The sequence below is a fragment of the Methylobacterium sp. A52T genome (assembly GCF_053346095.1).
In genome coordinates this window covers 1-21,390 of sequence record NZ_JBKFBI010000072.1, presented here as the reverse complement: position 1 = coordinate 21,390, position 21,390 = coordinate 1, and the positions used below count along the sequence as shown (strand labels likewise).

The following is a 21,390-nucleotide window of genomic DNA, read 5'->3' as shown; positions in this document are numbered from 1 at the left end:
CCTCCCTCAATCCGCCACGCCCGCCGTCGCCGCCACCAGGGCCAGCAGGGCGGCGATCTCCGCGACCTGCTGGCAGGCGCCGATGACGTCGCCGGTCTGGCCGCCGATCCTGGCGCGCGCCAGCCGGGTCAGGCCCAGGGCCGCGAGGCCGGCGCACAGGATCATCAGCGCGACGCCGCCGAGGGGCAGGCCGAGGGGCACGGCGCCGAGCGCCAGGACCGCGCCGAGGCCGAGCGCGGTGGCGAGGCTCGCCCGGCCCGGGCGACCGACCGAGGCGGAGAGGCCGCCCGGCCGCGCCGGCGCCAGGAGCACCATCGGGGCGAGGGCGGCGACCCGCGACAGGGCGGCCGCCAGGATCAGGCCCGTCACGGCCGCGTGGCCGATCCGGTCGAGGAGCGTCGCCAGGGCGCCGATCCGCAGGGCCAGCGCCAGGACCAGGGCGGCGCCGCCGTAGGCCCCGATCCGGCTGTCGCGCATGATCTCCAGGCGGCGCTCCGGTGTGGCGCCGCCGCCGAACCCGTCGGCGACGTCGGCGAGCCCGTCCTCGTGCAGGGCGCCGGTCGCCACCACGGCGACCGCCACCGCGAGGGTCGCGGCCAGGAACGGCCCGAGCCCGACGGCCCAGCCGGCCGCCAGCACCAGGGCGGCGGGCAGCGCCAGGATCAGGCCGGCCAGCGGCAGCATCCGCGGCAGGGTGGTGAAGTCGGGGCTGCGGTGCGGGTCCGGCTCGCCGGGCAGTTGCGGCACCGGCAGGCGGGAGTAGAAGCGCAGGCACCCGGCGAGGTCGTAGAGGGCGCCGCGCCCGGGCCAGTCGGCCTCCCCGCCGGTCTGCCTGTCCATCGCGGTCTCTCGCATCCGCCCGCCACCGCGCGCCGCTCCCGTATAGTCTCCCCGTCCGGAGGCGCCCACAGGAAATCATCGCCGCCATGACCGATTCGACGAGCGCTCCCGAGCCCGGCCCCTTCGACGACATCCGCAACCTGCTGAAGGCGATGCCGGGCCCCGACGCGGAGGCGAAGGAAGCCGTCGCGGCCCGGGACGCGACCCTGACGAAGCCCGCCGGTTCCCTGGGGCGCCTGGAGAGCCTCGTGACGTGGCTGGCGGCGTGGCAGGGCAAGGCGCCGCCGACCTTCGACCGGCCGCTGGTCTGCGTCTTCGCCGGCAGCCACGGGGTCACGCGCCGCGGCGTCTCGGCCTTCCCGGACGCGGTCAACCGGCAGATGCTCGACAACTTCGCCGCCGGGGGCGGGGCGATCAACCAGATCTGCGCCGCCTACGGCCTCGGCTTCAAGGTGTTCGACCTCGCCCTCGACATGCCCACCGGCGACATCGCGGAGGGGCCGGCCCTCGACGAGCGCGCCACGGTCGCCACCATGGCGTTCGGCATGGAGGCGGTGGCCGCCGGCACCGACTGCCTGGGCATCGGCGAGATGGGCATCGGCAACACCACGGTGGCGGCCGCCCTCTACGCCGCCCTGTTCGGCGGCGACCCCGCCCACTGGGTCGGGCGCGGCACCGGAGTCGACCGGGACGGCCTGTCCCGGAAGGTCGCGGCCGTGGAGGCGGCGCTCGCGCACCATGCCGGCCACCTCGACGACCCGCTCCAGGTCCTGGCGCGCCTCGGCGGCCGGGAGATCGCCGCCATGGCGGGGGCGATCCTGGCGGCCCGGCTGCAGCGCATCCCGGTGGTGATCGACGGCTACGTGGCGACCGCCGCCGCGGCCGTGCTGCACGCCGCCGACCCAAATGCCCTCGACCACTGCCTCGCCGGCCACGTCTCGGCGGAGGGCGCCCACGCGGAGGTTCTGGAGCGGCTCGGGCTGGTGCCGCTGCTGGCGCTCGGCATGCGCCTCGGCGAGGCCTCGGGCGCCGGCATGGCGATGGGCCTGCTGAAGGGCGCGCTCGCCTGCCACACCGGCATGGCGACCTTCGCGCAGGCCGGTGTGTCCGGGAAGGGCGCGGGCTGAAGACGGGGACGCACCCGAGACGCCGCGTCTTCGCGAGCGCAGCGAAGCAACCCAGGGCAGCGGGACGTCGGCAAGCGTAGCGTCGCTGGATTGCTTCGCTGCGCTCGCAAGGACGGACGGTCTTCTGGCCGGCCCTGATCAGCCGGTCTTCTCGATGTTCCAGAAGAACTGCACGGGCGCCATGACCATGCCCTTGAGCTTCGCGCTGACCGCCATCGGCTGCTGCACGAGGCCCGCGGGCGCGTAGGGCACGACCGCGAAGGCCCGCTCCTCGATGCGCGCGGCGAGCGCCTTCTGCTGCGCCTCGTCGCTGGTGGCGATCCAGTCGCTGCGCAGGCCCTCCAGGGTCGGGTCGTCCGGCCAGCCGAACCACGCCGCCTGACCGTTGGCGCGGATCAGCGGGTGGAGCGCCGGGTTCAGCACGTCGGCCCCCGACCACAGCGTGTGGAACAGCGACCAGCCGCCGGCATCGACCGGCCCGCGGTTGCCGCGGCGGGCGATGAAGCTGCCCCAGTCGGTCGAGACCAGATCGACGTTCATGCCGAGCTGCTTGAGCAGGTCCTGGGTCACCAGCGACTGGTTGTAGGCGATCGGCTGGTCGGCCGGGGCGAGCAGCACCACGCGCTCGCCCTTGTAGCCGGCCTTGGCCAGCATCGCCTTGGCCTTGGCGAGGTCCGCCTGCATGGCCGCGGCCCCGCCGGCCCCGGTCGACATCGGCGAGCCCGGCGTGAAGAAGGTCTTGGCCTCCCGGTAGTATTCGGGGCTGCCGACCACCGCCTGCATGTAGTCGTCCTGCTTCATGGCCATCATCACGGCCCGGCGGATCTCGGGATTGTTGAACGGCGGCTGCGTGTGGTTGAACCGCATCAGCAGGATCAGCCCGAGCGGCACGTTGCGGATCTCGATCCCCGGCTTGCCCTTGAGCACCGGGATCAGGTCGATCGCCGGCTGCTCGTACCAGTCGACCGCGCCCTGGATCATCGCGCCGACCGCCGCCGAGGCCTCGGTGATGGCGAGCCACTCGATCCGGTCGACCTTGGCGACCTTGCCGCCGGCGGCCCAAGAGGGCGCCTCCTCGCGGGGGCGGTAGCCGGCGTGGCGGGTGTAGATCGCGTTCTGGCCGGGGATCCATTCCCGCGCCTCGAAGCGCCACGGCCCGGAGCCCGTGGCGTCGGCGATCGGCTTGGACGCGTCCTGGAGCGCGACGCGCTCCGGCATGATGAAGGGCACGTTGGAGGACAGCTTGCCGAGCGCCGCCGGGAGCAGGGGGAACGGCTTCTTCAGGCTGATGGTGAAGGTCCGCGCGTCCTCCTGGCCGTACCCCTCCACGAAGCCCGCCAGGGTCTGGCCGAACGCGTCCCGCTTGGACCAGCGCGCGATGGACGCGATGCAGTCCTTGGCCTCGACGGGGGTGCCGTCGTGGAAGGTGAGGCCGTCGCGGAGGTGGAAGGTCCAGCGCAGGCCGTCGGGCGCGGTCTGCCACTCGCTCACCATCTGCGGCTGGATGCGGAAATTCTCGTCGGTGGCGAACAGCGTGTCGTAGACGAGATAGCCGTGATTGCGGATGACGTAGCTCGTGGCGACGATCGGATCGAGGGACGGCAGGGGCGTCGACGGGATGAAGCGCAGCACGCTGCCGCCGCCGGGCTGGGCCCGGACCAGGTGCGGAAGGCCGAGGCCGGCGGCCGCGCCTGCGGTACCGGCCAGGATCTGGCGGCGGGAGAGCGTCATCGCGGGCACCCTTGTCGTGATCGAGCCCGTTGCCCGATTGATTTTATACAATTTCAACACCGGAGCTCCGCCGTCAAGGGTCCTGCGGGGCATCCGGGGTCGACCGGGAGCGAGACGATGAAGAACCGGACCATCGCGGGCTCGATCGGGACCGAGATCCGGCGGCGCATCCTCGACGGCCGCTATCCGGCCGGCTCGCAGCTCCGCCAGGACGGCCTCGCGGCGGAGTTCGGCGCCAGCCGGATCCCGGTGCGGGAGGCGCTGTTCCAGCTCGAGGCCGAGGGCCTCGTGCGGATCCTGCCCCATCGCGGGGCCATGGTGGCGCCGCTCTCGCCGGCGGACGCGGCCGAGGCCCTCGAGCTCCGCGCCGCCCTCGAGCCGCGCCTCCTGGCCCTCTCGGCGCCCCGCCTGACCGCCGACGACTACGACCGGGCCGACGCCCTGCTGGAGGAGTATGCCGCGGCCCTGCGGGCGGGCGCGACGGCGCGCTGGGGCGCCCTCAACACGGAGCTGCACCTCCTCCTCTACGGCCGGGCGGAGCGGCCCCGCGCCCTCGGGCTCGTCGGCTCCCTGCTGGCCGAGTGCGACCGCTACACCCGCCTCCAGCTCTCCACCGACAGCGCCGAGCTGGAGCGGGCCGACCGCGAGCACCGCGAGATCGTCCGGCTGTGCCGGAACGGCCACGTCTCGGCCGCCTGCGCCCTCCTGACCGACCATATCGACCACGTCGCCGCCGCGTTGATGGCGTTCCTCGGCGCCGCGCCGGGCCCGGCCCGCGCGACGGCGATTGTATAAAATCCTTGCCAGACTCGCGCGGCGCTGCCATGGAGAGGCGTGCCGCCCCGCGAGGCCCGCGGGGCCGGCCGGGACGATCCCACCTCCTATCAGGCGAGCCGGCGATGGCCTTCGATCGACACATCTTCTCCGGCACGATCCCGGCCCTGATGACGCCCTGCCGGCCGGACCGGACGCCCGACCTCGACGCCCTTGCGCGCAAGGGGCGGGAGCTCGTCGATGCCGGCATGTCGGCGGTCGTCTACTGCGGCTCGATGGGCGACTGGCCGCTGCTCACCGACGAGGAGCGGATGGCGGGCATCGAGCGGCTGCTCGCCGCAGGCGTCCCGGTGATCGTCGGGACCGGCGCGCAGAACCCGAAGCGGGCCGCGGCGCTGGCGGCGCACGCCAAGGCGGCCGGCGCCCACGGCCTGATGATCATCCCGCGGGTCCTGTCGCGCGGCAGCTCGGCCGCAGCGCAGGAGGCGCATTTCGGCGGCATCCTGGCGGCGGCCGTCGACCTGCCGTCGGTGATCTACAACAGCCCCTATTACGGGTTCGAGACCCGGGCGGACCTGTTCTTCCGCCTGCGCGCCCGCCACCCGCACCTCGTCGGCTTCAAGGAGTTCGGCGGCGCGGCCTCGCTCACCTACGCGGCCGAGCACATCACCGGCCAGTCGCCCGACATCACCCTGATGGTCGGCGTGGATACCCAGGTGGTGCACGGCTACGTCAATTGCGGCGCCCGGGGCGCCATCACGGGCATCGGCAACGTCCTGCCGCGGGAGGTGCTCCACCTCGTCGCCCTGTGCGAGAAGGCCGCCGCGGGCGACGTCCGGGCCCGGCGCCGGGCCGAGGAACTCGACGCCGCGCTGGCGATCCTGTCGAGCTTCGACGAGGGGACGGACCTCGTCCTCTACTACAAGCACCTGATGGTGCTGGAGGGGAACCCGGAATACGCGCTGCACTTCAACGCCACCGACGCGCTCAGCGCCGGTCAGCGCCACTACGCGGAGACGCAGCTGCGCCTGTTCAAGGCGTGGTACGCGCAGTGGTCGGAGGCGGGCGCCGGGGCCTGATCCCCGGGCGCGCCGCCGAACGCAGGGCAGCCCGCCTTTGCGCGGGACCGCCCGTCGGCGCTATGGCGGGGGCGAGATCGGCCTTACCCGCGAACCGTCCATGAAGATCACCCAAGCCTTCACCTTCGAGGCGGCCCACCGGCTGCCGAACGTGCCCGAGACCCATCGCTGCCACCGGATGCACGGGCATTCCTACCGGGTCGAGCTGACGGTCGCCGGCCCGGTCGATCCCCACACCGGCTGGGTGATCGACTTCTACGACATCGAATCGATCTTCGGGCCGCTGCTCGCCCGGCTCGACCACCACTGCCTCAACGAGATCGAGGGGCTGGAGAACCCGACCGCCGAGAACATCGCCGCCTGGATCTGGCAGCGCCTCCGGCCGGACCTGCCGGGCCTCGCGCTCGTGCGGGTCGCCGAGACGCCGATGTCCTGGGCCGAGTACGATGGCGAGTGAGGCCGCGATCGCCGGCGACCGCGCCGCGCTGGTGCTGTTCTCCGGGGGCCAGGATTCGGCCACCTGCCTGGCCTGGGCGCTGGACCGGTTCGACCGCGTCGAGACCCTCGGCTTCGACTACGGGCAGCGCCACCGGGTCGAGCTCGACCGCCGCGCGGCCCTGCGCGCGGGCACGACCGCCCTCGATCCCGCCTGGGCGTCCCGCCTCGGCGAGGACCACACGCTCGCCCTCGACGCCCTCGGGCAGGTCTCCGAGACGGCGCTGACCCGCGAGGCCGCGATCGGCTACGAGGCGTCGGGCCTGCCCAACACCTTCGTGCCCGGCCGCAACCTCGTGTTCCTGACCTTCGCGGCGGCGCTCGCCTACCGGCGCGGGCTCCGCCACGTGGTCGGCGGCATGTGCGAGACCGACTATTCCGGCTACCCGGATTGCCGCGACGACACCATCAAGGCCCTGCAGGTGGCGCTCAATCTCGGCATGGAGCGGCGCTTCGTGCTGCACACGCCGCTGATGTGGCTCGACAAGGCGCAGACCTGGGAACTCGCCGAGAGCCTCGGCGGGCGGGCGCTGGTCGACCTGATCGTCGAGGAGAGCCACACCTGCTACCTCGGCGAGCGCGGGCAGCGGCATCCCTGGGGCTACGGCTGCGGGACCTGCCCGGCCTGCCGCCTGCGGGCGGACGGCTACGCCCGGTTCACTGCGGCCTGAGGCCGTCGACCAGCACCGCCAGCGTCCCCCGGAAAGCGTCGGGGCTCGCGAACAGGCGCTCCATCAGGAGCGCCCCCTCCAGGGTGGCGACGACGTAGCGGGCGAGCACCGCCGGGTCGGCGCCCGCACGGACGCTGCCGTCCGCCTGGCCGGCGCGCAGGATGCCCTCCAGCCACGCGAGATGGTCCGCGAAGAAGGCCGCGACGTCCCGGCGCAGGCGCTCGGGCAGGGCCTCGCCCTCGATGGCCAGCGCCGCGCAGAGGCAGCCGAGCCCCTGCTCGACGCCGCCGAGATAGAGCCGCCCGTAGGCCTCGACCCGGCCCGGCCCGTCCGGCACGTCCCGGCGGATCGCCTCCAGGGCCGCGGCGTAGCGCGCCGCGTAGGCCGCCACCAGGGCGGCGCCGAGATCGACCTTGGTGGGGAAGTGGTGGTGGATGCTCGCCTTGCGGATGCCCACCGCCGCCGCGAGGTCGGCGTAGCTGAAGCCGGCGAAGCCGCGGCCCCGCACCAGGGTCTCGGCCTGCATCAGCAACTCGGCGCGGGTATCCCTCATCGCGGCGATCGTCGCTCCAAACTCGCCCCATCAACGCACGAAGTCACGCGAACGTGCGGCCGCAGCGGGGACCGGCTCCCGGCGGCCCCTTGACGGACGATCAATCTACCTACTTAATGGTAGACAATCAAGAACGGGCAAGATCGGGAGGTTTCGGCATGACGGCACCCGCCGTCCATCCGCGGACGCAGGTCGCCGGGCCAACGCGGCGGCACGCCCTCTTCGCGGGTCTCTGCCTGTGCTGCCTGCCGACGCTGGGCCGCGCCGCCGAGAGCTTCACGATGGAGGAGGTCGGGCCGGGCCTGTACGTGCGCAAGGGCCTGATCGCCGACGCCACTCCCGACAACGCCGACGCCATCGCCAATATCGGCTTCCTCGTCGGCAGGACCGGCGTGGTGGTGACCGAGTCCGGCGGCAGCCTCGCCGACGGCCAGTGGCTGCGCGCCGAGATCGCCAAGCGCACGGACAAGCCGATCACCCACGTGGTGCTGACCCACGTCCACCCGGACCACGTCTTCGGGGCAGGGGCCTTCGTCCAGGACAAGCCGGTCTTCATCGGCCACGCCAAGCTCACCGAGGCCCTGGCGGCCCGGGGCGAGTTCTACCGCAAGCGGCTGATCGATCTGCTCGGCGAGGACCGGACCGGGCCGGTGGTCTACCCGACCATGACCGTCGCCGACACGGCCGAGATCGACCTCGGCGACCGGCGCCTGACCTTCAGGGCGCACGGTCCGGCGCACACCACCTCGGACCTGTCGATGATCGATTCCGGCAGCGGCCTGCTGTTCCCCGCCGACCTGCTGTTCGTGAACCGGATCCCCTCCCTCGACGGCAGCCTCAAGGGCTGGCTCGCCGAGATCGAGCGGCTGAAGGCCATGGGTCCCGCCCGGGCCGTCCCGGGCCACGGCCCCGTCGCGGTCGACCTCGCCCCGGCGCTCGCCGACCTCTCCGGCTACCTGACCGCCCTGCGCGACGGCACCCGGGCGGCGATCGCCAAGGACGTGCCCATCGAGAAGGCCGTGACCAGCGTCGCGGCGGACCAGCGCGACAAGTGGGCCCTGTTCGACACCTACAACGGCCGCAACGTCACCGTGGCCTACCAAGAACTCGAGTGGGAATAGGTTTTTAGGATCCCCATATCCAAGCCAATCGGGAGGCACGCCATGACGCACAGGATCGGACAGACATTCTCCACCTTCGCCCTCGGCCTCGTCCTGGCGACGACGGCGCTGTCGGGGCCGCTCGCCGGCGCGGCGCGGGCGGCCGGCGCCTCCGACACCGATCAGGAGCGGGCGGCCCGCTGGCAGGAGATCGCCAAGTCGATCTTCGGCGACCGCCAGATCGCCCCGACCGACAGCCTCGTGAAGATCGAGGCGCCGGCCCGGGCGCTCGACGCCGCCCTGGTGCCGATCACCCTGACCATGCCCAAGGACGGGCAGATCAAGGCGGTCTCGCTGATCATCGACGACAACCCGGCGCCCTACGCGGCCAAGTTCGAGTTCGGGCCGGCTGCCGACCCGGCCGAGCTGAAGCTGCGCGTGCGGGTCAACAACTACACCGACATGCACGCCGTGGTGGAGACGACGGACGGCAAGCTCTACGAGGCCAAGCAGTTCGTGAAGGCCTCCGGCGGCTGCTCGGCCCCGATGGGGATGAGCGACGAGGAGGCCATGAAGGGCATGGGCGACATGCGTATGAAGTTCGCCGAGACGGCGGCCGGCAAGCCCGTGGAGGCGACGCTGATGATCCGCCACCCGAACTTCTCCGGCATGCAGATGAACCAGGTGACCCGCGACTACACGCCGGCGCGCTACATCGACAAGCTCACCGTCTCGGCGGGCGACCGGAAGGTCTTCACCATGACGGGCGACATCTCGATCGCCTCGAACCCGGTGATCAACTTCGCGTTCAAGCCGGACGGCAAGCCGATCCAGGTGGCGGCCTCCGACAACCAGGGCGGCCAGTGGCAGCACAGCTTCACCGCGCCGAGCCCGACGAACTGACCATGCGGCGCCTCCTCCTGACCGGCCGGGCCGCGGCGGCCTGCGCCGCGCTCCTCTGCCTCGCCGCGGCGCCGGCCGATTCGCCGGTGAACGTGCCCGAGCCGGAGGGGCTCTACGCCGGCCCCCCGAAGGGCTACACGCCGCCGACCCTCAAGGGCGCCGCGGTCGTCGACGCCGACGCCGTCGCCGCCCTGATCGCCGGCCCCGACAAGCCGGTGCTGCTCGACGTGGCGGCGCCGGACCGCAAGCCGTCGAATTTCCCGGAGGGCCGCCTCTGGCTGCCGGTGCACCCGTCGATCCCCGGCGCCGTCTGGATGCCGGAGGCCGGCGCCGAGCCCCTGGCGCCGGCGCGCGAGGCGCTCTTCTACGCCCGCGTCGCGGCGCTGACCGGGGGCGACAAGGCGAAGCCCGTCGTGGTGTTCTGCCACGTCGAGTGCTGGGGCAGCTGGAACGCCGCCAAGCGGCTGGTGCTGAAGGGCTATACCGGCGTGCGCTGGTTCCCCGAGGGCGTCGAGGGCTGGCAGGAGATGCACGAGACCGCGAACCTGACGGTCGATCCGGACTGGAAGGCGGGCGCCGAGCCGCAGGCGGGGCGCTGACCCGCATCGCCGGGCATTGTAAGAGACGCCCGGAACGAGGCTCGCGAAGCCGGTCGCTCTCCCGGGCGGGAGAGGAGCCCGCGCCGCGTCCCGGGTGGCCGGAATGAGGTCTGAACCATGTCGCAGGTCGTGCAGTCCCGACGGCTCCGGGCGGTCGATATCGGCAAGCGCAAGGCCGAGGGGCGCAAGATCATCGCGCTCACCGCCTACCACGCCCACACGGCCGGCATCGTCGATCCCTATTGCGACTTCATCCTCGTGGGCGATTCCCTCGGCATGGTGATGCACGGGATGGAATCGACGATCCCCGTGACCCTGGAGATGATGATCCTCCAGGCCCAGGCGGTGATCCGCGGCACGCAGAAGGCGCTGGTCGTGGTCGACATGCCGTTCGGCTCCTACGAGGCGAGCCGGGAGCAGGCCTTCCTCAGCGCCTCCCGGGTTCTCAAGGAGACCGGCGCCGGCGCGATCAAGATGGAGGGCGGCGCCCATTTCGCCGAGACGGTGGCGTTCCTCGTCCAGCGCGGCGTGCCGGTGATGGGCCATATCGGCCTCACCCCGCAGGCGGTGAACACGATGGGCGGCTTCAAGGTCCAGGGCCGGGCCCCCGACGACGAGCGCCGGCTCCTGGAGGATGCCCGCGCCATCTCGGAGGCCGGCGCCTTCGCGATCGTGCTCGAGGGCATCGTCGAGCCGGTGGCGCGGGCCATCGCGACCTCCCCCCAGGTCACCGCCGCCACGATCGGCATCGGCGCCTCGGCGGTCTGCGACGGCCAGATCCTAGTGCTGGAGGACATGCTCGGCCTGTCCGAGCGCACGCCGAAATTCGTGCGCCAGTTCGGGAGCCTGCGGTCCCACATCGAGGACGCCGTGAAGGCCTACGCGGACGAGGTCCGGGCCGGGCGCTTCCCGGCCGACGACCACACCTACGGGTAGGGCAGGGCGGCCCATGACGCGCATGATCGGACCGTGGAGCGCGCCCGCCGCGTGGCCTGTCCGGGCGCTCGCGGTCTGCGCCGGCCTTGCCGGATCGGGGCCGGCCCGCGCGCTGGAGAATCCGGCCTCAGCCTTCTGCGCAACGATGGGCGGGCAGACGATCCTCGCGAAGCTGCCCGATGGCGGCACGATCGGGCTCTGCGCCCTTCCGGGGCGGAAGATCGTCGAGGAATGGACGCTGTACCGGATGCTCCACGGCGTGAAGCCGGCACCCGACGCCGACCCGTTCCGCTAGCCCGACCCGGTTCCCGAACAGTCTTCGTCCGTGTCCGTCGGGCCGGCCCGCGCATTCGCGGCGCGGCCCGGGGCGGCGCGATTGATTTCGCCGGCCCGACGATGCCACTCTCGAGGTCCGAGCTCTCTCAGGCGGGATCGACGACTCATGCAGCGGGCCCGATCGCGCCGGCGCCTCGTCGGCGCGTGCCTCGCCCTCGGCCTGGTCGCGGCCGGGCCCGGAGCGGGATCCGCCGGGACGCTGACGCGGGCGCAGGTCGAGGCGCAGCTGCCGGCGCTGGAGGCGCTGGCGCGGCGGGCCGTCGACGCGGGCGCGGTGCCGGGCCTCGCGGTCGCGGTCGTCCTCGGCGACGAGACGCTCCTCCTGAAGGGATACGGCCTCAGGCAGGCCGGGAAGCCCGAGCCGGTCGGCCCCGACACGGTCTTCCAGATCGCCTCGCTGTCCAAGCCCGTCACCGCGACGATCGTCGCCGCCCTGGTCGGCGACGGGGTGGTCGACTGGGATTCGCGCGTCGCGGATCTCGATCCCGCCTTCCAGTTGCACGAGCCCTACCCGACCGCGCAGGTCACGGTGCGCGACTTCCTCAACCATCGCAGCGGCCTGCCGGGGACCGCCGGCGACGATCTGGAGGCGATCGGCTTCGGCCGCGACGCGATCCTGCACCGGCTGCGCCTCGCGCCGCCCGCCTCCAGCTTCCGCGCCGGCTACGCCTACAGCAATTTCGGCTTCACCGAGGGCGCGGTCGCCGCCGCGAAGCCGACCGGCCAGCCCTGGGAGGCGGTGGCCCGGGACCGGCTGTTCCGGCCGCTCGGGATGGCCGCCACCGGCACGACCCACGCGGATTTCCTCAGCCGGCCCGACCGCGCGGCGCTCCACGTCCGGGCCGGCGGCGTCTGGACCGCCAAGATCGAGCGGGATCCCGACGCGCAGGCGCCGGCCGGCGGCGTCAGCAGCGATGTCCGCGACCTCTCCCGATGGCTGCGGCTCGTGATCGGCAAGGGCCGCTTCGAGGGCGCGCAGCGCGTCGCGGCCCCGGCCCTGGCGCAGACGCACGTCCCGCTCATGGCCCGCGGCCTCAACCCCGTGACCGGCGCCGCGTCCTTCTACGGCCTCGGCTGGAACGTCGAGTACGGCCGCCACGGCCTCGTCTGGGGCCACGCGGGCGCCTTCAGCGTCGGCGCGCAGACGCTCGTGTCGATCCATCCGGAGGCCGGTCTCGGGATCCTCGTCCTGACCAACGCCTTCCCGTCCGGCGTGCCGGAGGGGCTGGCCGACAGCTTCGCCGACCTCGTCTTCGACGGCCGCGTCGGCCGGGACTGGGTGACGGCCTGGGGCGCGGCCTACGAGAACCTGTTCGCGCCCGGCATCGCCGCCGACAAGGCGGCCTACGGCACGCCGCCGGCGCCGCCCGCCGCGCCCCTGGCGCTCTCGGCCTATGCCGGGCGCTACACCAACGCCTATGTCGGCGAGGCCGTGGTGGCGGAGGCGGACGGCGCCCTGACGCTGACGGTCGGCCCCGCGGGCGCGCGCCGCTACCCTCTCCGGCACTTCGACCGCGACCTCTTTCTCAGCTTCCCGGACGCCGAGGCGCCCGACCGCCCCTCCGCCGTCCGCTTCGCCATCGGCAGCGACGGCCGGGCCGCCTCCGTGACGGTGGACGCGCTCGACGCGAGCGGGCTCGGCACCCTCGCGCGGCGAGACTGACCGCCGCCGTCACCCCGCCCGCCGCGACGGCAGCCGCAGGCCCGGGGCCGGGCGCTCCAGCAGCACCTCCCGGCGGAAGCGCACCAGCCGCGCCGGCCGGCCGGCGGCGCCGCTGGTCACGCTCTCGGTCTCCTCCACCAGCCCCTGCTGGGCCACGAGGCGCCGGAAGTTCTGCTTGTGCAGTTGCGTCCCCGACAGGGCCTCCACGGTCTTCTGCAGCTGCAGCAGGGTGAATTCCGGCGGCATCAGCTCGAACACCACCGGGCGGTACTTGATCTTGCCCCGGAGCCGGCCGATCGCGGTGGCGAGCACCCGCCGGTGGTCGAACGCCATGGGGACGCCGGTCGGGTCGTTCGGCAGGGCCGGGCCGGGATTGCCCCGCGCCTCCGGGATCAGCCCGGCCTCGAACAGCAGCTCGTAGCGCTCCAGGACGCGCTCCTCGTTCCACGTGCCGCCGTTCATGCCGAAGGTCAGGCCGAGGCGGTCGAGGCGGCGCGTCCGGGTGGCGCAGTCCGCGGGCTCGGACGCCCATTCGGCGAGCCGCGCCTCGATGGCGTCGAGCTGGCGCGGGCGCCCCTGCCGGAAATCCTCGTAGGGCAGGTAGCGGTACCAGTTCTGCCACGCGGCCTCGGCGAGCCCCGCCGGCCGCTCCTCGCGGACGAGCGCCAGATAGGCGACCGAGAGGGAGTGCACCCCCGACAGGGTCGCCGTGCCGGAGCGGTCGCGGTCGCCGAAGGTGTAGAGCTGCTCCACGTAGCCGAGGCGCTGGTGCGTCTGCCGCTCCACCCAGGCGCGCAGGCCCCGCTCCAGCGTGGCGTGCTCGGGGACGAGGGGGCCGGCCGGCAGGCCGTCGCCGCGGCCGGGCGCCTGGTCGGGAACCCGGATCGTCAGGGCGCGCGGCTCCCCCTTGGTCGCGGCGACGATCACCGCGACGAGGCCTACGGAGGAGCGCTCCGGCGGGGCCTGCCCCCCGCGCGCGTCCGTCTGCGCCGCGGCACCCGTCATCGTTCCTCGACCGTCCGTCCCCCGGGATGCGCCGTAGCGGATCCCACCTATAGGGGGACAGGATCGCCGCGCGTCAACGCCGCCGTATGACGGAGCGGGGGGCCCCGTCGACGCACCGCTGTCCACCCGCCGCTTGCCAACGCCGCGAGCCCTGCCCAAACAGGGGTCCGGGAGGGCCGGCACGGGACCGGCCGAGGCGGACCGAGCGACGACAGCGATGCCAGCGAGCGCGACTTCCCCCGCGACATCCCCCGCGGCCTCGACCCCGACCGGCAGCCGGGCCGTCGACCTGCGGCTCTACGGCCTCCTCGATGTCGGCGTCTGCGGCACCGACGGGGCGCGGCTGGCGGAGCTCGGCGCCGAGGCGGTGGCGGGGGGCTGCACCCTGCTCCAGTACCGCGAGAAGAACATCGCCGATGCCCGCGCCGCCCTGGCGCGAATCCGGGCGATCCTGGCGGCGGTGGGCGGCCGCGTCCCGGTCCTCGTCAACGACCGCGTGGACCTCGCCCTCGCGGCCGGAGCCGACGGGGTGCATCTCGGCCAGGGCGACCTCCACCCGGCCGACGCCCGCCGGCTCCTGGGGGAGGGCGCGATCATCGGCCTCACCCTGAAGAAGCCCGCCCAGGCCGACGAATTGTACCGGCTGCCCGTCGACTACGCCTGCATCGGCGGCGTGTTCGCCACCACCAGCAAGGACAATCCCGACCCGCCGGTGGGCCTCGACGGCTTCGCCAGCATCGCCTTCCGCGCCCGCCTCGCCCGCGGGGCCGGCCTGCCGCTCGGCGCCATCGCGGGGATCGGGCTCGACAACGCCGCCGCGGTGGTCGCCGCGGGGGCGGACGGGGTCGCGGTGATCACCGCGCTGTTCGGCGCGGAGTCGGTGCGCCAGCGGGCGCGCGACCTGCGCGCGCGGATCGACGGCGCCCTGGCGGAGCGGGCCGGCGCCCGATGAGCGGCCCGGCGCCCATCGCGGTCACGATCGCGGGCTCGGATTCCGGCGGCGGCGCCGGCATCCAGGCGGACCTCAAGACCTTCTCGGCGCTCGGCGTCTACGGCGCCAGCGTGATCACGGCGCTGACCGCGCAGAACACGGCGGGCGTCCAGGGCATCCACGACGTGCCGGCGGATTTCGTCTCCCGGCAGATCGACAGCGTGTTCTCCGACCTCGCCGTGAGGGCGGTGAAGATCGGCATGCTGTCGCAGACCGCGGTGATCGCGGCGGTCGCCGAGGGCCTCGCCCGGCACGCCGGGGCGATCCCGGTCGTCGTCGACCCGGTGATGGTCGCCACCAGCGGCGACCGGCTGATCACCGACGACGCCGTGGCGACGCTCCGCGAGCGGCTGCTGCCGCGGGCCGACCTGATCACCCCCAACCTGCCGGAGGCGGCGGTGCTCCTCGGCGAGCCCGTCGCCGCGGACGCGGCGGCGATCGTGGCCCAGGCGCGGCGGCTGGTCGCCCTCGGCGCCCGGGCGGTGCTGATCAAGGGCGGCCACGGCGCGGGGCGCGAGAGCATCGACCACCTCGTCACGGCGGACGGCACCCTGCGGACCCTGTCGGCGCCGCGGATCGCGACGCGCAACACCCACGGCACCGGCTGCACCCTCTCGGCGGCGGTGGCGGCGGGCCTCGCCCAGGGCCTGGCCCTGCCGGAGGCGGTGGCGGAGGCCAAGGCCTACCTCACGGCCGCCCTCGCGGCGGCGGACAGCCTCGCGGTCGGGACGGGGCACGGGCCCGTCCACCACTTCCACGCCGTCTGGACTTAGAGGCCGGTCCTGGGCCGGCCCCGGGCCGATCACGGGCCGATCCCGGCCGCCGCTTTCCGGTGCGCACGCCGCCGCGCACGCCGCCCGCCGCCTTGCAACCGAGCGTCGATTGCGTTTGAAGAAGCGCACGATCGTTCGGATAACGGAACGGTGCAGGCGGATCGGGGACGATGCAGGATCAGGCGGAACGGCCCGACCGGGCGCGCGGGCGCGACCTGCTGACCGGCGCGCAGGTGCTCTCCGGCCAGCTCGGCAAGACCATCCAGCGGCTGCGCAAGGCCTACAACCTGTCGCTCTCGGAACTCGCCGAGCAGTCCGGCGTGGCCAAGTCGATCATCAGCCAGATCGAGCGCAACGAGACCAACCCGACGCTGGCGACGATCTGGCGCCTGTCCCAGGCCCTCGACGTGTCGATCGAGCGGGTGCTGGCGGCCGGCGACGAGGAGCCGTTCATCGAGAAGACCTCCCGGGCCGACACGCCGATCCTCGTCTCCGAGGACGGGAAGGTGCGGCTGGCGATCATCGGCTGGCTCAAGACGATCGAGTGGCTGCAATGGTACGAGGTCACGGCCGATCCGGGCGGCGTCCTCGACTCGGACCCGCACCAGCGCGGCTCGGTGGAATCGCTCTCGGTCACCGAGGGCGCATTCGAGGTCGAGATCGGCGGCGTCGTACAGCGGGCTCGGGCCGGCGAGACCCTGCGCTACCGCTGCGACCGGCCCCACCTCGTGCGCTGCACGGACGGCCCGGCCCGGGCCACCATGGTGGTGATCATGAAGGCCGCCGTGATGGAGTGAGGCGGCCCGGTCGGCCCTCCGGTCCACCCTCGGCGCCCGGCGCGAGGGCGCGCACGCGGTAGTCGCGGGGGCTCAGGCCGTAGCGCTCCTTGAAGCGGCGGGAGAAGTGGGACTGGCTGAGGAAGCCGCAGCCATACGCCAGGGTCCCCAGCGGCATGTGGAGGCAGCCCGGATCGGCCAAGCGCTTGGCGGCCGCCTCGAGCCTGCGGTGCCAGATCCAGTCGGCGATGTGCCGGTCCTGCGCGCGGAACAGCGCCTGCAGCCGGCGCAGGGACACGCCGGCCGCGGCCGCGAGCCGGGGCGGGTCCAGGGTCGGATCGTGGAGATGGGCCTCGAGATAGGCCCGGGCGCGCTGCACCACGACGCTGTCCTGGACGGGCTGCTGCGCCTCCCGCGCGAGCCGCTCCGCGAGGCTGGCGACGATGAGGTCGAGCCCCGTGGAGACCATGCTCTCGGCCACCTGGGGCGTCAGCCGGTCGCCCAGGCTGAGCAGGTTGCCCAGGAACGACCGGGTCAGGGTCGCGGTCGGCAGATCACCGCCGACAGTCACGCCGGCGAACAGGCGTGCGGAGCCCAGAGCCCCCTCCAGCCGCTCCCGCGGGATCCCGATGGCCAGCACCTCGCTGTAGCCGCCGTGCTCGATCGTCCAGGGTGTATTCGTATCCCGGATCGAGAAGTCGCCGACCCGATCCGTGCTCGACCGATCGTACTGATCCGCGCAGACCTGCCCCGAGAGCACGATGCTCATGAACAGGTGGTCGGTCTTGTGGTTCTCATGGCGAAGCGTGCGCGGCGTCGTGGCCGCCCGCAGGTTGCGCAGAGCGAATTTCGTAAAAACCAGGCCGCCGATACTGGCTCCCTCGATCGTCGCGTGAAAGGGCTCGTCGTTGAGACGGTCCTGCGCCATCGGAACCAGGCGATCTTCGCAGACGTCTCGCCAAAGGCGAAACTTGTCCTTCTCCAATACACCTTCGGTTGAGAACAGAGTCTGCATCGCGGCAGCCGTATGACCGCGATTGCTGCGAACCGCAACCGCGCCCCGTCCACGCACGCCGCCGCGGCGCCGCGGGACACGGATTGATCGGCAGGAAATCCCGCGCGCCCACGATGGACCGTCGGGCCCGTCCCATCGCCCGTGGCGCCCGTCGGGCCGTGGAGCGGATCCGCACGGCCGGCATTCGGAGGACGTTCCGTCGCGAGCGCCCGGGCGGGGGCGTCGGCGCGGGCCGGCCGCGGGGCCTCAGCGCCCGCTGTTCACCCAGCGCACCACGTCGGCCAGCACGATGGTCAGCGCCTGATCGAGGGCGCGGGCGCCGCTGCCGGCATCGATCTTGGACACCGGGACGCGGGCCGTGAAGATCCGCGCCGCCGCGACCCTGCCGGTGCCGTCGGCCACGAGCTTCAGCGACAGGTCGACCACGGCCTCGCCGGTCCCGGACTGCACGTCGAAGGCGCGGATCTCGCTGATCAGCTGGTAGTCGGCCACGACCTTGTCGCCGGGCCGGCTCACCGAGCGGAGCCGCCCGGAATTCTCCAGGCTCTGGATGAGACGCGTCTGGATCAGGCGCGGCAGCCGGTCGGCCCACTGGCCGCCGCCCAGGAACGACAGGGCGCCGCCGTTCTCGCGGACGATGATCCGGTCGGCCTCGAAGGGCTGGATGCTCACCGGCTCGGAGACCGCGATCGAGCGGCCGGCCGCGATCGGCCGCCCCGCGGCCGGCAGCGCCGCGAGGTCGAAGGTGAGGGGCGCCGCGCCGCCGCAGCCGCCCAGGAGGGCGGCGAGCAGCGCGGCGGCGGCGATGTGGGACGAGCGGACCATACGCATGACCTGAAGGACCCCGCCGGCGAACGGCGGAGCTGTATAAGCTATGCGGTTAAAACTAATCCGCTGCGGCATCCGTGCCGTGCGCCGGGACACATCCGCCCGGCGACGCGGCATTTCACCGGCCACCGTTGTATTCAGGCAACGAGGGCTTGCCGCCGAAGATCACCTGGCTCGGGTCGCGCTCCAGGCTGCGCACGGTGCGGTTGAGGGTGCTCAGGGTCCGCTGCCCGTCGCCCGACAGGGCCTCGACCTCCCGGCGGCCGGTGCCGCTCAGCCGGCCGAAATTGGCCGAGATGCTGGCGGTGCGCTTGTCGAGGTTCTCCGACATGGTCCGGAACGCCTTGCCGGCGTCGCGCACCGAGATCGCCGCCGCGCGGATCTCCGTGAAGGTGCTGGAGCCCTCCTGGCCGGAGGCCGAGCCCAGGAAGCTCTGGGCGCCGTTCAGCACCGCGTCGATCTTGTCGGCCGAGGCGCTGAGCTTGCCGGCGAGCAGCCGGGCGTCGTGCAGGCCGGCCTCGATGTCGGGGCTGGCCTTGGACAGGGCGGCCGAGAACCGGTCGGCGTTGTCGATCACCCGGCCGAGCTTGGCCCCGTCCACGGCCTTGACCAGCGCCGAGATGTTCGGGCCGGCATCGGCCAGCGTCTTCGAGAAGGTCTCGACGTTGGTCAGCGACCGGTTGATCGCCCCCTCGTTGGCGGAGACTAGCCGGTCGAGGCGGGCCAGCATGTCGTCGGCCCGCTGCGCCACCTGGCGCGCCAGCGCCATCATGTCCTGCATGTCGGAGGAATCGGCGAAGATCGTCGGCGGCTCGCCGTTGGCCATCGGGGTCAGCACCGGCGCGTCGGCGTTCCCGCCCGACAGGGAGATCACCGAGACGCCGGTGAGCATCGCCGAGTCGAGGCGGGCGCGGGTGTCGGCCCGGAGCGGGGTCGCGGGATCGACCTTGATCGTGGCGAGCACCCGGCGGGGATCCTGCGGGGCGAGGCGGATGTCGGTGACCTCGCCGACCTTGATGCCGTTGAAGTTCACGCTCGAGCCGCGCGACAAGCCCCCGACCGAGCCGGAGAAGACGATGCGGACGAGCTGGCTGACCTGCCGGGAGGAGCCGCCGGAGAGCCACAGCACGGTGCCGAAGCCCGCCAGGATGACGGCGATCGTGAAGGCCCCGATCAGGGCGTAGTTCGCGCGGGTTTCCATGCGCTCAACCTGCGGTTCTGGCCGGCGGAGATCCGGCCGGGCCTGGAGCCCCGGCTCCCGGAGGGGAGCAGGGCGGGATCTGGGTGGGACGGCGGCGATCGGGCACCGGGTCAGGCACGGGATCAGGCATGGGATCAGGCATGGGCCGAGGCGCCCCCCGTCGCGATGGTCCGGGCGCGCTTGCCGTGGAAGTAGGAGCGCAGCCAGGGATGGTCGCTCGCCAGCATCTCGTCGATCGTGCCGGCCGCGATGATCTGGCCGTCGCCGAGCGCCGCGATGCGGTCGCAGGCGGTGTAGAGGCTGTCGAGGTCGTGGGTGACCATGAACACGGTCAGCCCCAGCGTCTCCTTGAGGGTCGAGACGAGGTCGTCGAACTCGCCCGCGCCGATCGGGTCGAGGCCCGAGGTCGGCTCGTCGAGGAACAGGATCTCGGGATCGAGCGCCAGGGAGCGGGCCAGAGCCGCGCGCTTGATCATGCCGCCCGACAGCTCCGACGGCAGCTTGTCGGCGGCGTCGGGCTTGAGGCCGACCATCTCGATCTTGAGCCGGGCGAACTCGTCGAGCAGGCGCTCGGACAGGTTCAGGTGCTCGCGCATCGGCACCTGGATGTTCTGCTTGACGGTGAGCGCCGAGAACAGGGCGCCCTGCTGGAACAGCACGCCCCAGCGCTGCTCCATCCGGCGCCGCTCCGCGTAGGTGAGTTCGTCGACGTCGCGGCCGAACACCTCGATGGTCCCGGCCCGCTTCGGGTTGAGGCCGAGGATCGTCCGGGTGAGCACCGACTTGCCCTGGCCCGAGGGCCCGACGAAGCCCAGGATCTCGCCGGCGCGGATGTCGAGGCTCAGGCCCTTCAGGATGTTGCGGTCGCGGAAGCCGACCACGAGGTCGCGCACGCGGATGATCGGGGCGGGGCCATTCGGCGAGGCGGTCATCGGGGCATTCATCGCGGCGGCCTCAGAAATCGATCGCGGCGAAGAACACCGCGAACAGGCCGTCGAGGACGATGACCATGAAGATGGACTTCACCACCGACGCGGTGACGTGACGGCCGAGCGATTCCGCGGAGCCCTCGACCGCGAAGCCCTCGATCGTGGCGATCACCCCGATCGTCAGCGCCATGAACGGCGCCTTGATCAGGCCGACCATGACGTGGTGGACGCCCACCGCCGCCTGGAGCCGGACCAGGAACTGGTCGAGGGTCAGGCCGCCGTAGAGCATCGCGGTGAGGCCGCCGCCGGCGAGCGCCGCGAGGTCGCCGATCAGCGTCAGCATCGGCAGGCCGATCATCAGCGCGAGCACCCGGGGCACGATCAGGATCTCGACGGGGTCGAGGCCCATGACCCGGAGCGCGTCGACCTCCTCGCGCATGCGCATGGAGCCGATCTCGGCGGTGATCGCCGAGCCGGAGCGGCCGGCGACCATGATCGAGGTGAGCAGCACGCCCATCTCGCGCAGGATCAGGAGGCCGATCAGGTTGACCACGAAGGTCTGGGCGCCGAAGCGCTGGAGCTGGAAGATGCCCTGCTGGGCGACGATGCCGCCCACGAGGAACGAGATCAGCACGATGATCGGCGTGCCGTTGAGCGCCACCTGCTGGATCTGGTTGATCAGGGCGTTGCCGCGGAACGTGCCGGGCCGCAGGGCGACGCGCCCGCAGGCGGCGATCAGCTCGCCCAGGAACGCGAGGGCGGTGACGAACTCGCGGCCGCCCTGCACGGTCCGGCGCCCGGTGGCGTCGAGCAGGCCGACGACCGGGCCGTGCCGCCGCGGCGGCGGCGCGTCCGGCTCGCGCAGCCGGACCTCGCCCAGCAGGGTGCGGTGCTCCGGGCGGGCGCCGAGATAGGTGAGGGCGCTGCCCGCCTGCTCGATCTCGGCGCGGGTCCGCTCCAGGACCCAGGCGCCGAGCGTGTCGAGGCGCTCGATCCCCGACAGGTCGACCGCCACCGGCCCGGCGCGGCCGGCCGCCGCGGTGCGCGCGGCCGCGGGCTCGCCGG

23 protein-coding genes are annotated in these 21,390 nt (G+C 73.0%); 14 read left to right on the top strand and 9 right to left on the bottom strand.

What is annotated here, in order from left to right; translation table 11 throughout:
• Positions 1 to 6: 6 nt before the first annotated feature.
• A complete protein-coding gene (gene cobS / locus ACLBYE_RS17720; RefSeq protein WP_447695185.1) occupies positions 7 to 840 on the bottom strand; it encodes an adenosylcobinamide-GDP ribazoletransferase in 834 nt (277 codons plus the stop codon).
• Between the two features lie 86 nt (positions 841 to 926).
• Here cobS and cobT point away from each other — a divergent pair, with 86 nt between their 5' ends.
• Positions 927 to 1,967, top strand: a complete 1,041-nt coding sequence (cobT, locus tag ACLBYE_RS17715) for a nicotinate-nucleotide--dimethylbenzimidazole phosphoribosyltransferase (protein ID WP_447695184.1) — start codon at positions 927 to 929, stop codon at positions 1,965 to 1,967.
• 138 nt (positions 1,968 to 2,105) lie between these two features.
• On the opposite strand, the gene ACLBYE_RS17710 is transcribed toward cobT, so the two are convergent.
• Positions 2,106 to 3,698 carry an ABC transporter substrate-binding protein gene (locus ACLBYE_RS17710; RefSeq protein WP_447695183.1) on the bottom strand — a complete coding sequence of 531 codons (1,593 nt, stop codon included), beginning with the start codon at positions 3,696 to 3,698 and terminating at the stop codon, positions 2,106 to 2,108.
• Positions 3,699 to 3,815: 117 nt separating this feature from the next.
• On the opposite strand from ACLBYE_RS17710, the gene ACLBYE_RS17705 reads away from it, so the two are divergent.
• From ACLBYE_RS17705 to queC, 4 genes are all read left to right on the top strand, one after another.
• Positions 3,816 to 4,493 carry a GntR family transcriptional regulator gene (locus ACLBYE_RS17705; RefSeq protein ID WP_447695182.1) on the top strand — a complete coding sequence of 226 codons (678 nt, stop codon included), beginning with the start codon at positions 3,816 to 3,818 and terminating at the stop codon, positions 4,491 to 4,493.
• A gap of 104 nt (positions 4,494 to 4,597) precedes the next feature.
• On the top strand, positions 4,598 to 5,551 hold the full coding sequence (locus tag ACLBYE_RS17700) for a dihydrodipicolinate synthase family protein (protein WP_447695181.1): 954 nt from the start codon (positions 4,598 to 4,600) through the stop codon (positions 5,549 to 5,551).
• 100 nt (positions 5,552 to 5,651) lie between these two features.
• Positions 5,652 to 6,008: a 6-carboxytetrahydropterin synthase QueD gene (gene queD / locus ACLBYE_RS17695; protein ID WP_020092323.1), complete on the top strand. Its 357-nt coding sequence runs from the start codon at positions 5,652 to 5,654 to the stop codon at positions 6,006 to 6,008.
• A complete protein-coding gene (gene queC / locus ACLBYE_RS17690; RefSeq protein WP_447695180.1) occupies positions 5,998 to 6,717 on the top strand; it encodes a 7-cyano-7-deazaguanine synthase QueC in 720 nt (239 codons plus the stop codon). The genes queD and queC overlap by 11 nt, the downstream gene beginning before the upstream one ends.
• Here the strand turns inward: queC and ACLBYE_RS17685 are convergent.
• The gene (locus tag ACLBYE_RS17685) at positions 6,704 to 7,270 is read right to left on the bottom strand and encodes a TetR/AcrR family transcriptional regulator (protein ID WP_447695179.1); all 567 of its coding nucleotides are present in this window, start codon (positions 7,268 to 7,270) and stop codon (positions 6,704 to 6,706) included. The genes queC and ACLBYE_RS17685 overlap by 14 nt on opposite strands.
• 158 nt (positions 7,271 to 7,428) lie before the next feature.
• On the opposite strand from ACLBYE_RS17685, the gene ACLBYE_RS17680 reads away from it, so the two are divergent.
• The 6 genes from ACLBYE_RS17680 (at position 7,429) to ACLBYE_RS17655 (ending at position 12,807) form a co-directional block, all read left to right on the top strand.
• The gene (locus tag ACLBYE_RS17680; protein WP_447695178.1) at positions 7,429 to 8,391 is read left to right on the top strand and encodes a quinoprotein relay system zinc metallohydrolase 2; all 963 of its coding nucleotides are present in this window, start codon (positions 7,429 to 7,431) and stop codon (positions 8,389 to 8,391) included.
• 42 nt (positions 8,392 to 8,433) lie between these two features.
• Positions 8,434 to 9,273, top strand: a complete 840-nt coding sequence (locus ACLBYE_RS17675; protein WP_447695177.1) for a quinoprotein dehydrogenase-associated SoxYZ-like carrier — start codon at positions 8,434 to 8,436, stop codon at positions 9,271 to 9,273.
• A gap of 2 nt (positions 9,274 to 9,275) precedes the next feature.
• A complete protein-coding gene (locus ACLBYE_RS17670) occupies positions 9,276 to 9,872 on the top strand; it encodes a rhodanese-like domain-containing protein (RefSeq protein WP_056532682.1) in 597 nt (198 codons plus the stop codon).
• 117 nt (positions 9,873 to 9,989) lie between these two features.
• On the top strand, positions 9,990 to 10,808 hold the full coding sequence (gene panB, locus ACLBYE_RS17665; RefSeq protein ID WP_447695176.1) for a 3-methyl-2-oxobutanoate hydroxymethyltransferase: 819 nt from the start codon (positions 9,990 to 9,992) through the stop codon (positions 10,806 to 10,808).
• A gap of 13 nt (positions 10,809 to 10,821) precedes the next feature.
• The gene (locus tag ACLBYE_RS17660; protein ID WP_447695175.1) at positions 10,822 to 11,103 is read left to right on the top strand and encodes a DUF333 domain-containing protein; all 282 of its coding nucleotides are present in this window, start codon (positions 10,822 to 10,824) and stop codon (positions 11,101 to 11,103) included.
• A 147-nt stretch (positions 11,104 to 11,250) separates the two neighbouring features.
• Positions 11,251 to 12,807 (top strand): serine hydrolase, encoded by a 1,557-nt coding sequence (locus ACLBYE_RS17655; RefSeq protein WP_447695174.1) that lies wholly within the window; start codon positions 11,251 to 11,253, stop codon positions 12,805 to 12,807.
• A 9-nt stretch (positions 12,808 to 12,816) separates the two neighbouring features.
• On the opposite strand, the gene ACLBYE_RS17650 is transcribed toward ACLBYE_RS17655, so the two are convergent.
• On the bottom strand, positions 12,817 to 13,812 hold the full coding sequence (locus ACLBYE_RS17650) for an NUDIX hydrolase (protein ID WP_020092332.1): 996 nt from the start codon (positions 13,810 to 13,812) through the stop codon (positions 12,817 to 12,819).
• A gap of 217 nt (positions 13,813 to 14,029) precedes the next feature.
• Here ACLBYE_RS17650 and thiE point away from each other — a divergent pair, with 217 nt between their 5' ends.
• The 3 genes from thiE to ACLBYE_RS17635 all read left to right on the top strand — a co-directional run bounded on the left by thiE (position 14,030) and on the right by ACLBYE_RS17635 (position 16,373).
• Positions 14,030 to 14,764 carry a thiamine phosphate synthase gene (thiE, locus tag ACLBYE_RS17645; RefSeq protein WP_447695173.1) on the top strand — a complete coding sequence of 245 codons (735 nt, stop codon included), beginning with the start codon at positions 14,030 to 14,032 and terminating at the stop codon, positions 14,762 to 14,764.
• On the top strand, positions 14,761 to 15,576 hold the full coding sequence (gene thiD, locus ACLBYE_RS17640) for a bifunctional hydroxymethylpyrimidine kinase/phosphomethylpyrimidine kinase (protein ID WP_447695172.1): 816 nt from the start codon (positions 14,761 to 14,763) through the stop codon (positions 15,574 to 15,576). Before thiE ends, thiD begins: the two co-directional genes overlap by 4 nt.
• A gap of 170 nt (positions 15,577 to 15,746) precedes the next feature.
• Entirely contained in the window at positions 15,747 to 16,373 is a 627-nt protein-coding gene (locus ACLBYE_RS17635; protein WP_020092335.1) for a helix-turn-helix domain-containing protein, read from the top strand.
• On the opposite strand, the gene ACLBYE_RS17630 is transcribed toward ACLBYE_RS17635, so the two are convergent.
• The 5 genes from ACLBYE_RS17630 to ACLBYE_RS17610 form a co-directional block, all read right to left on the bottom strand.
• On the bottom strand, positions 16,348 to 17,367 hold the full coding sequence (locus ACLBYE_RS17630; RefSeq protein ID WP_447695171.1) for a helix-turn-helix domain-containing protein: 1,020 nt from the start codon (positions 17,365 to 17,367) through the stop codon (positions 16,348 to 16,350). The two genes, ACLBYE_RS17635 and ACLBYE_RS17630, sit on opposite strands and share 26 nt — an antisense overlap.
• A 246-nt stretch (positions 17,368 to 17,613) precedes the next feature.
• Positions 17,614 to 18,192: an ABC-type transport auxiliary lipoprotein family protein gene (locus tag ACLBYE_RS17625; RefSeq protein ID WP_447695170.1), complete on the bottom strand. Its 579-nt coding sequence runs from the start codon at positions 18,190 to 18,192 to the stop codon at positions 17,614 to 17,616.
• 121 nt (positions 18,193 to 18,313) lie between these two features.
• Positions 18,314 to 19,396: an MlaD family protein gene (locus ACLBYE_RS17620; RefSeq protein WP_020092338.1), complete on the bottom strand. Its 1,083-nt coding sequence runs from the start codon at positions 19,394 to 19,396 to the stop codon at positions 18,314 to 18,316.
• 134 nt (positions 19,397 to 19,530) lie between these two features.
• A complete protein-coding gene (locus ACLBYE_RS17615; protein ID WP_056532693.1) occupies positions 19,531 to 20,340 on the bottom strand; it encodes an ABC transporter ATP-binding protein in 810 nt (269 codons plus the stop codon).
• A gap of 10 nt (positions 20,341 to 20,350) precedes the next feature.
• Positions 20,351 to 21,390 (bottom strand): ABC transporter permease (locus ACLBYE_RS17610; RefSeq protein ID WP_447695169.1); only part of this gene is annotated, 1,040 nt, incomplete at its 5' end.

What these genes read in the sequence shown, in the direction of transcription:
- cobS (WP_447695185.1), bottom strand. Translation starts at nt 840, where the DNA reads ATGGACAGGCAGACCGGCGGGGAGGCCGACTGGCCCGGGCGCGGCGCC.
- cobT (WP_447695184.1), top strand. Translation starts at nt 927, where the DNA reads ATGACCGATTCGACGAGCGCTCCCGAGCCCGGCCCCTTCGACGACATC.
- ACLBYE_RS17710 (WP_447695183.1), bottom strand. Translation starts at nt 3,698, where the DNA reads ATGACGCTCTCCCGCCGCCAGATCCTGGCCGGTACCGCAGGCGCGGCC.
- ACLBYE_RS17705 (WP_447695182.1), top strand. Translation starts at nt 3,816, where the DNA reads ATGAAGAACCGGACCATCGCGGGCTCGATCGGGACCGAGATCCGGCGG.
- ACLBYE_RS17700 (WP_447695181.1), top strand. Translation starts at nt 4,598, where the DNA reads ATGGCCTTCGATCGACACATCTTCTCCGGCACGATCCCGGCCCTGATG.
- queD (WP_020092323.1), top strand. Translation starts at nt 5,652, where the DNA reads ATGAAGATCACCCAAGCCTTCACCTTCGAGGCGGCCCACCGGCTGCCG.
- queC (WP_447695180.1), top strand. Translation starts at nt 5,998, where the DNA reads ATGGCGAGTGAGGCCGCGATCGCCGGCGACCGCGCCGCGCTGGTGCTG.
- ACLBYE_RS17685 (WP_447695179.1), bottom strand. Translation starts at nt 7,270, where the DNA reads ATGAGGGATACCCGCGCCGAGTTGCTGATGCAGGCCGAGACCCTGGTG.
- ACLBYE_RS17680 (WP_447695178.1), top strand. Translation starts at nt 7,429, where the DNA reads ATGACGGCACCCGCCGTCCATCCGCGGACGCAGGTCGCCGGGCCAACG.
- ACLBYE_RS17675 (WP_447695177.1), top strand. Translation starts at nt 8,434, where the DNA reads ATGACGCACAGGATCGGACAGACATTCTCCACCTTCGCCCTCGGCCTC.
- ACLBYE_RS17670 (WP_056532682.1), top strand. Translation starts at nt 9,276, where the DNA reads ATGCGGCGCCTCCTCCTGACCGGCCGGGCCGCGGCGGCCTGCGCCGCG.
- panB (WP_447695176.1), top strand. Translation starts at nt 9,990, where the DNA reads ATGTCGCAGGTCGTGCAGTCCCGACGGCTCCGGGCGGTCGATATCGGC.
- ACLBYE_RS17660 (WP_447695175.1), top strand. Translation starts at nt 10,822, where the DNA reads ATGACGCGCATGATCGGACCGTGGAGCGCGCCCGCCGCGTGGCCTGTC.
- ACLBYE_RS17655 (WP_447695174.1), top strand. Translation starts at nt 11,251, where the DNA reads ATGCAGCGGGCCCGATCGCGCCGGCGCCTCGTCGGCGCGTGCCTCGCC.
- ACLBYE_RS17650 (WP_020092332.1), bottom strand. Translation starts at nt 13,812, where the DNA reads ATGACGGGTGCCGCGGCGCAGACGGACGCGCGCGGGGGGCAGGCCCCG.
- thiE (WP_447695173.1), top strand. Translation starts at nt 14,030, where the DNA reads ATGCCAGCGAGCGCGACTTCCCCCGCGACATCCCCCGCGGCCTCGACC.
- thiD (WP_447695172.1), top strand. Translation starts at nt 14,761, where the DNA reads ATGAGCGGCCCGGCGCCCATCGCGGTCACGATCGCGGGCTCGGATTCC.
- ACLBYE_RS17635 (WP_020092335.1), top strand. Translation starts at nt 15,747, where the DNA reads ATGCAGGATCAGGCGGAACGGCCCGACCGGGCGCGCGGGCGCGACCTG.
- ACLBYE_RS17630 (WP_447695171.1), bottom strand. Translation starts at nt 17,367, where the DNA reads ATGCAGACTCTGTTCTCAACCGAAGGTGTATTGGAGAAGGACAAGTTT.
- ACLBYE_RS17625 (WP_447695170.1), bottom strand. Translation starts at nt 18,192, where the DNA reads ATGGTCCGCTCGTCCCACATCGCCGCCGCCGCGCTGCTCGCCGCCCTC.
- ACLBYE_RS17620 (WP_020092338.1), bottom strand. Translation starts at nt 19,396, where the DNA reads ATGGAAACCCGCGCGAACTACGCCCTGATCGGGGCCTTCACGATCGCC.
- ACLBYE_RS17615 (WP_056532693.1), bottom strand. Translation starts at nt 20,340, where the DNA reads ATGAATGCCCCGATGACCGCCTCGCCGAATGGCCCCGCCCCGATCATC.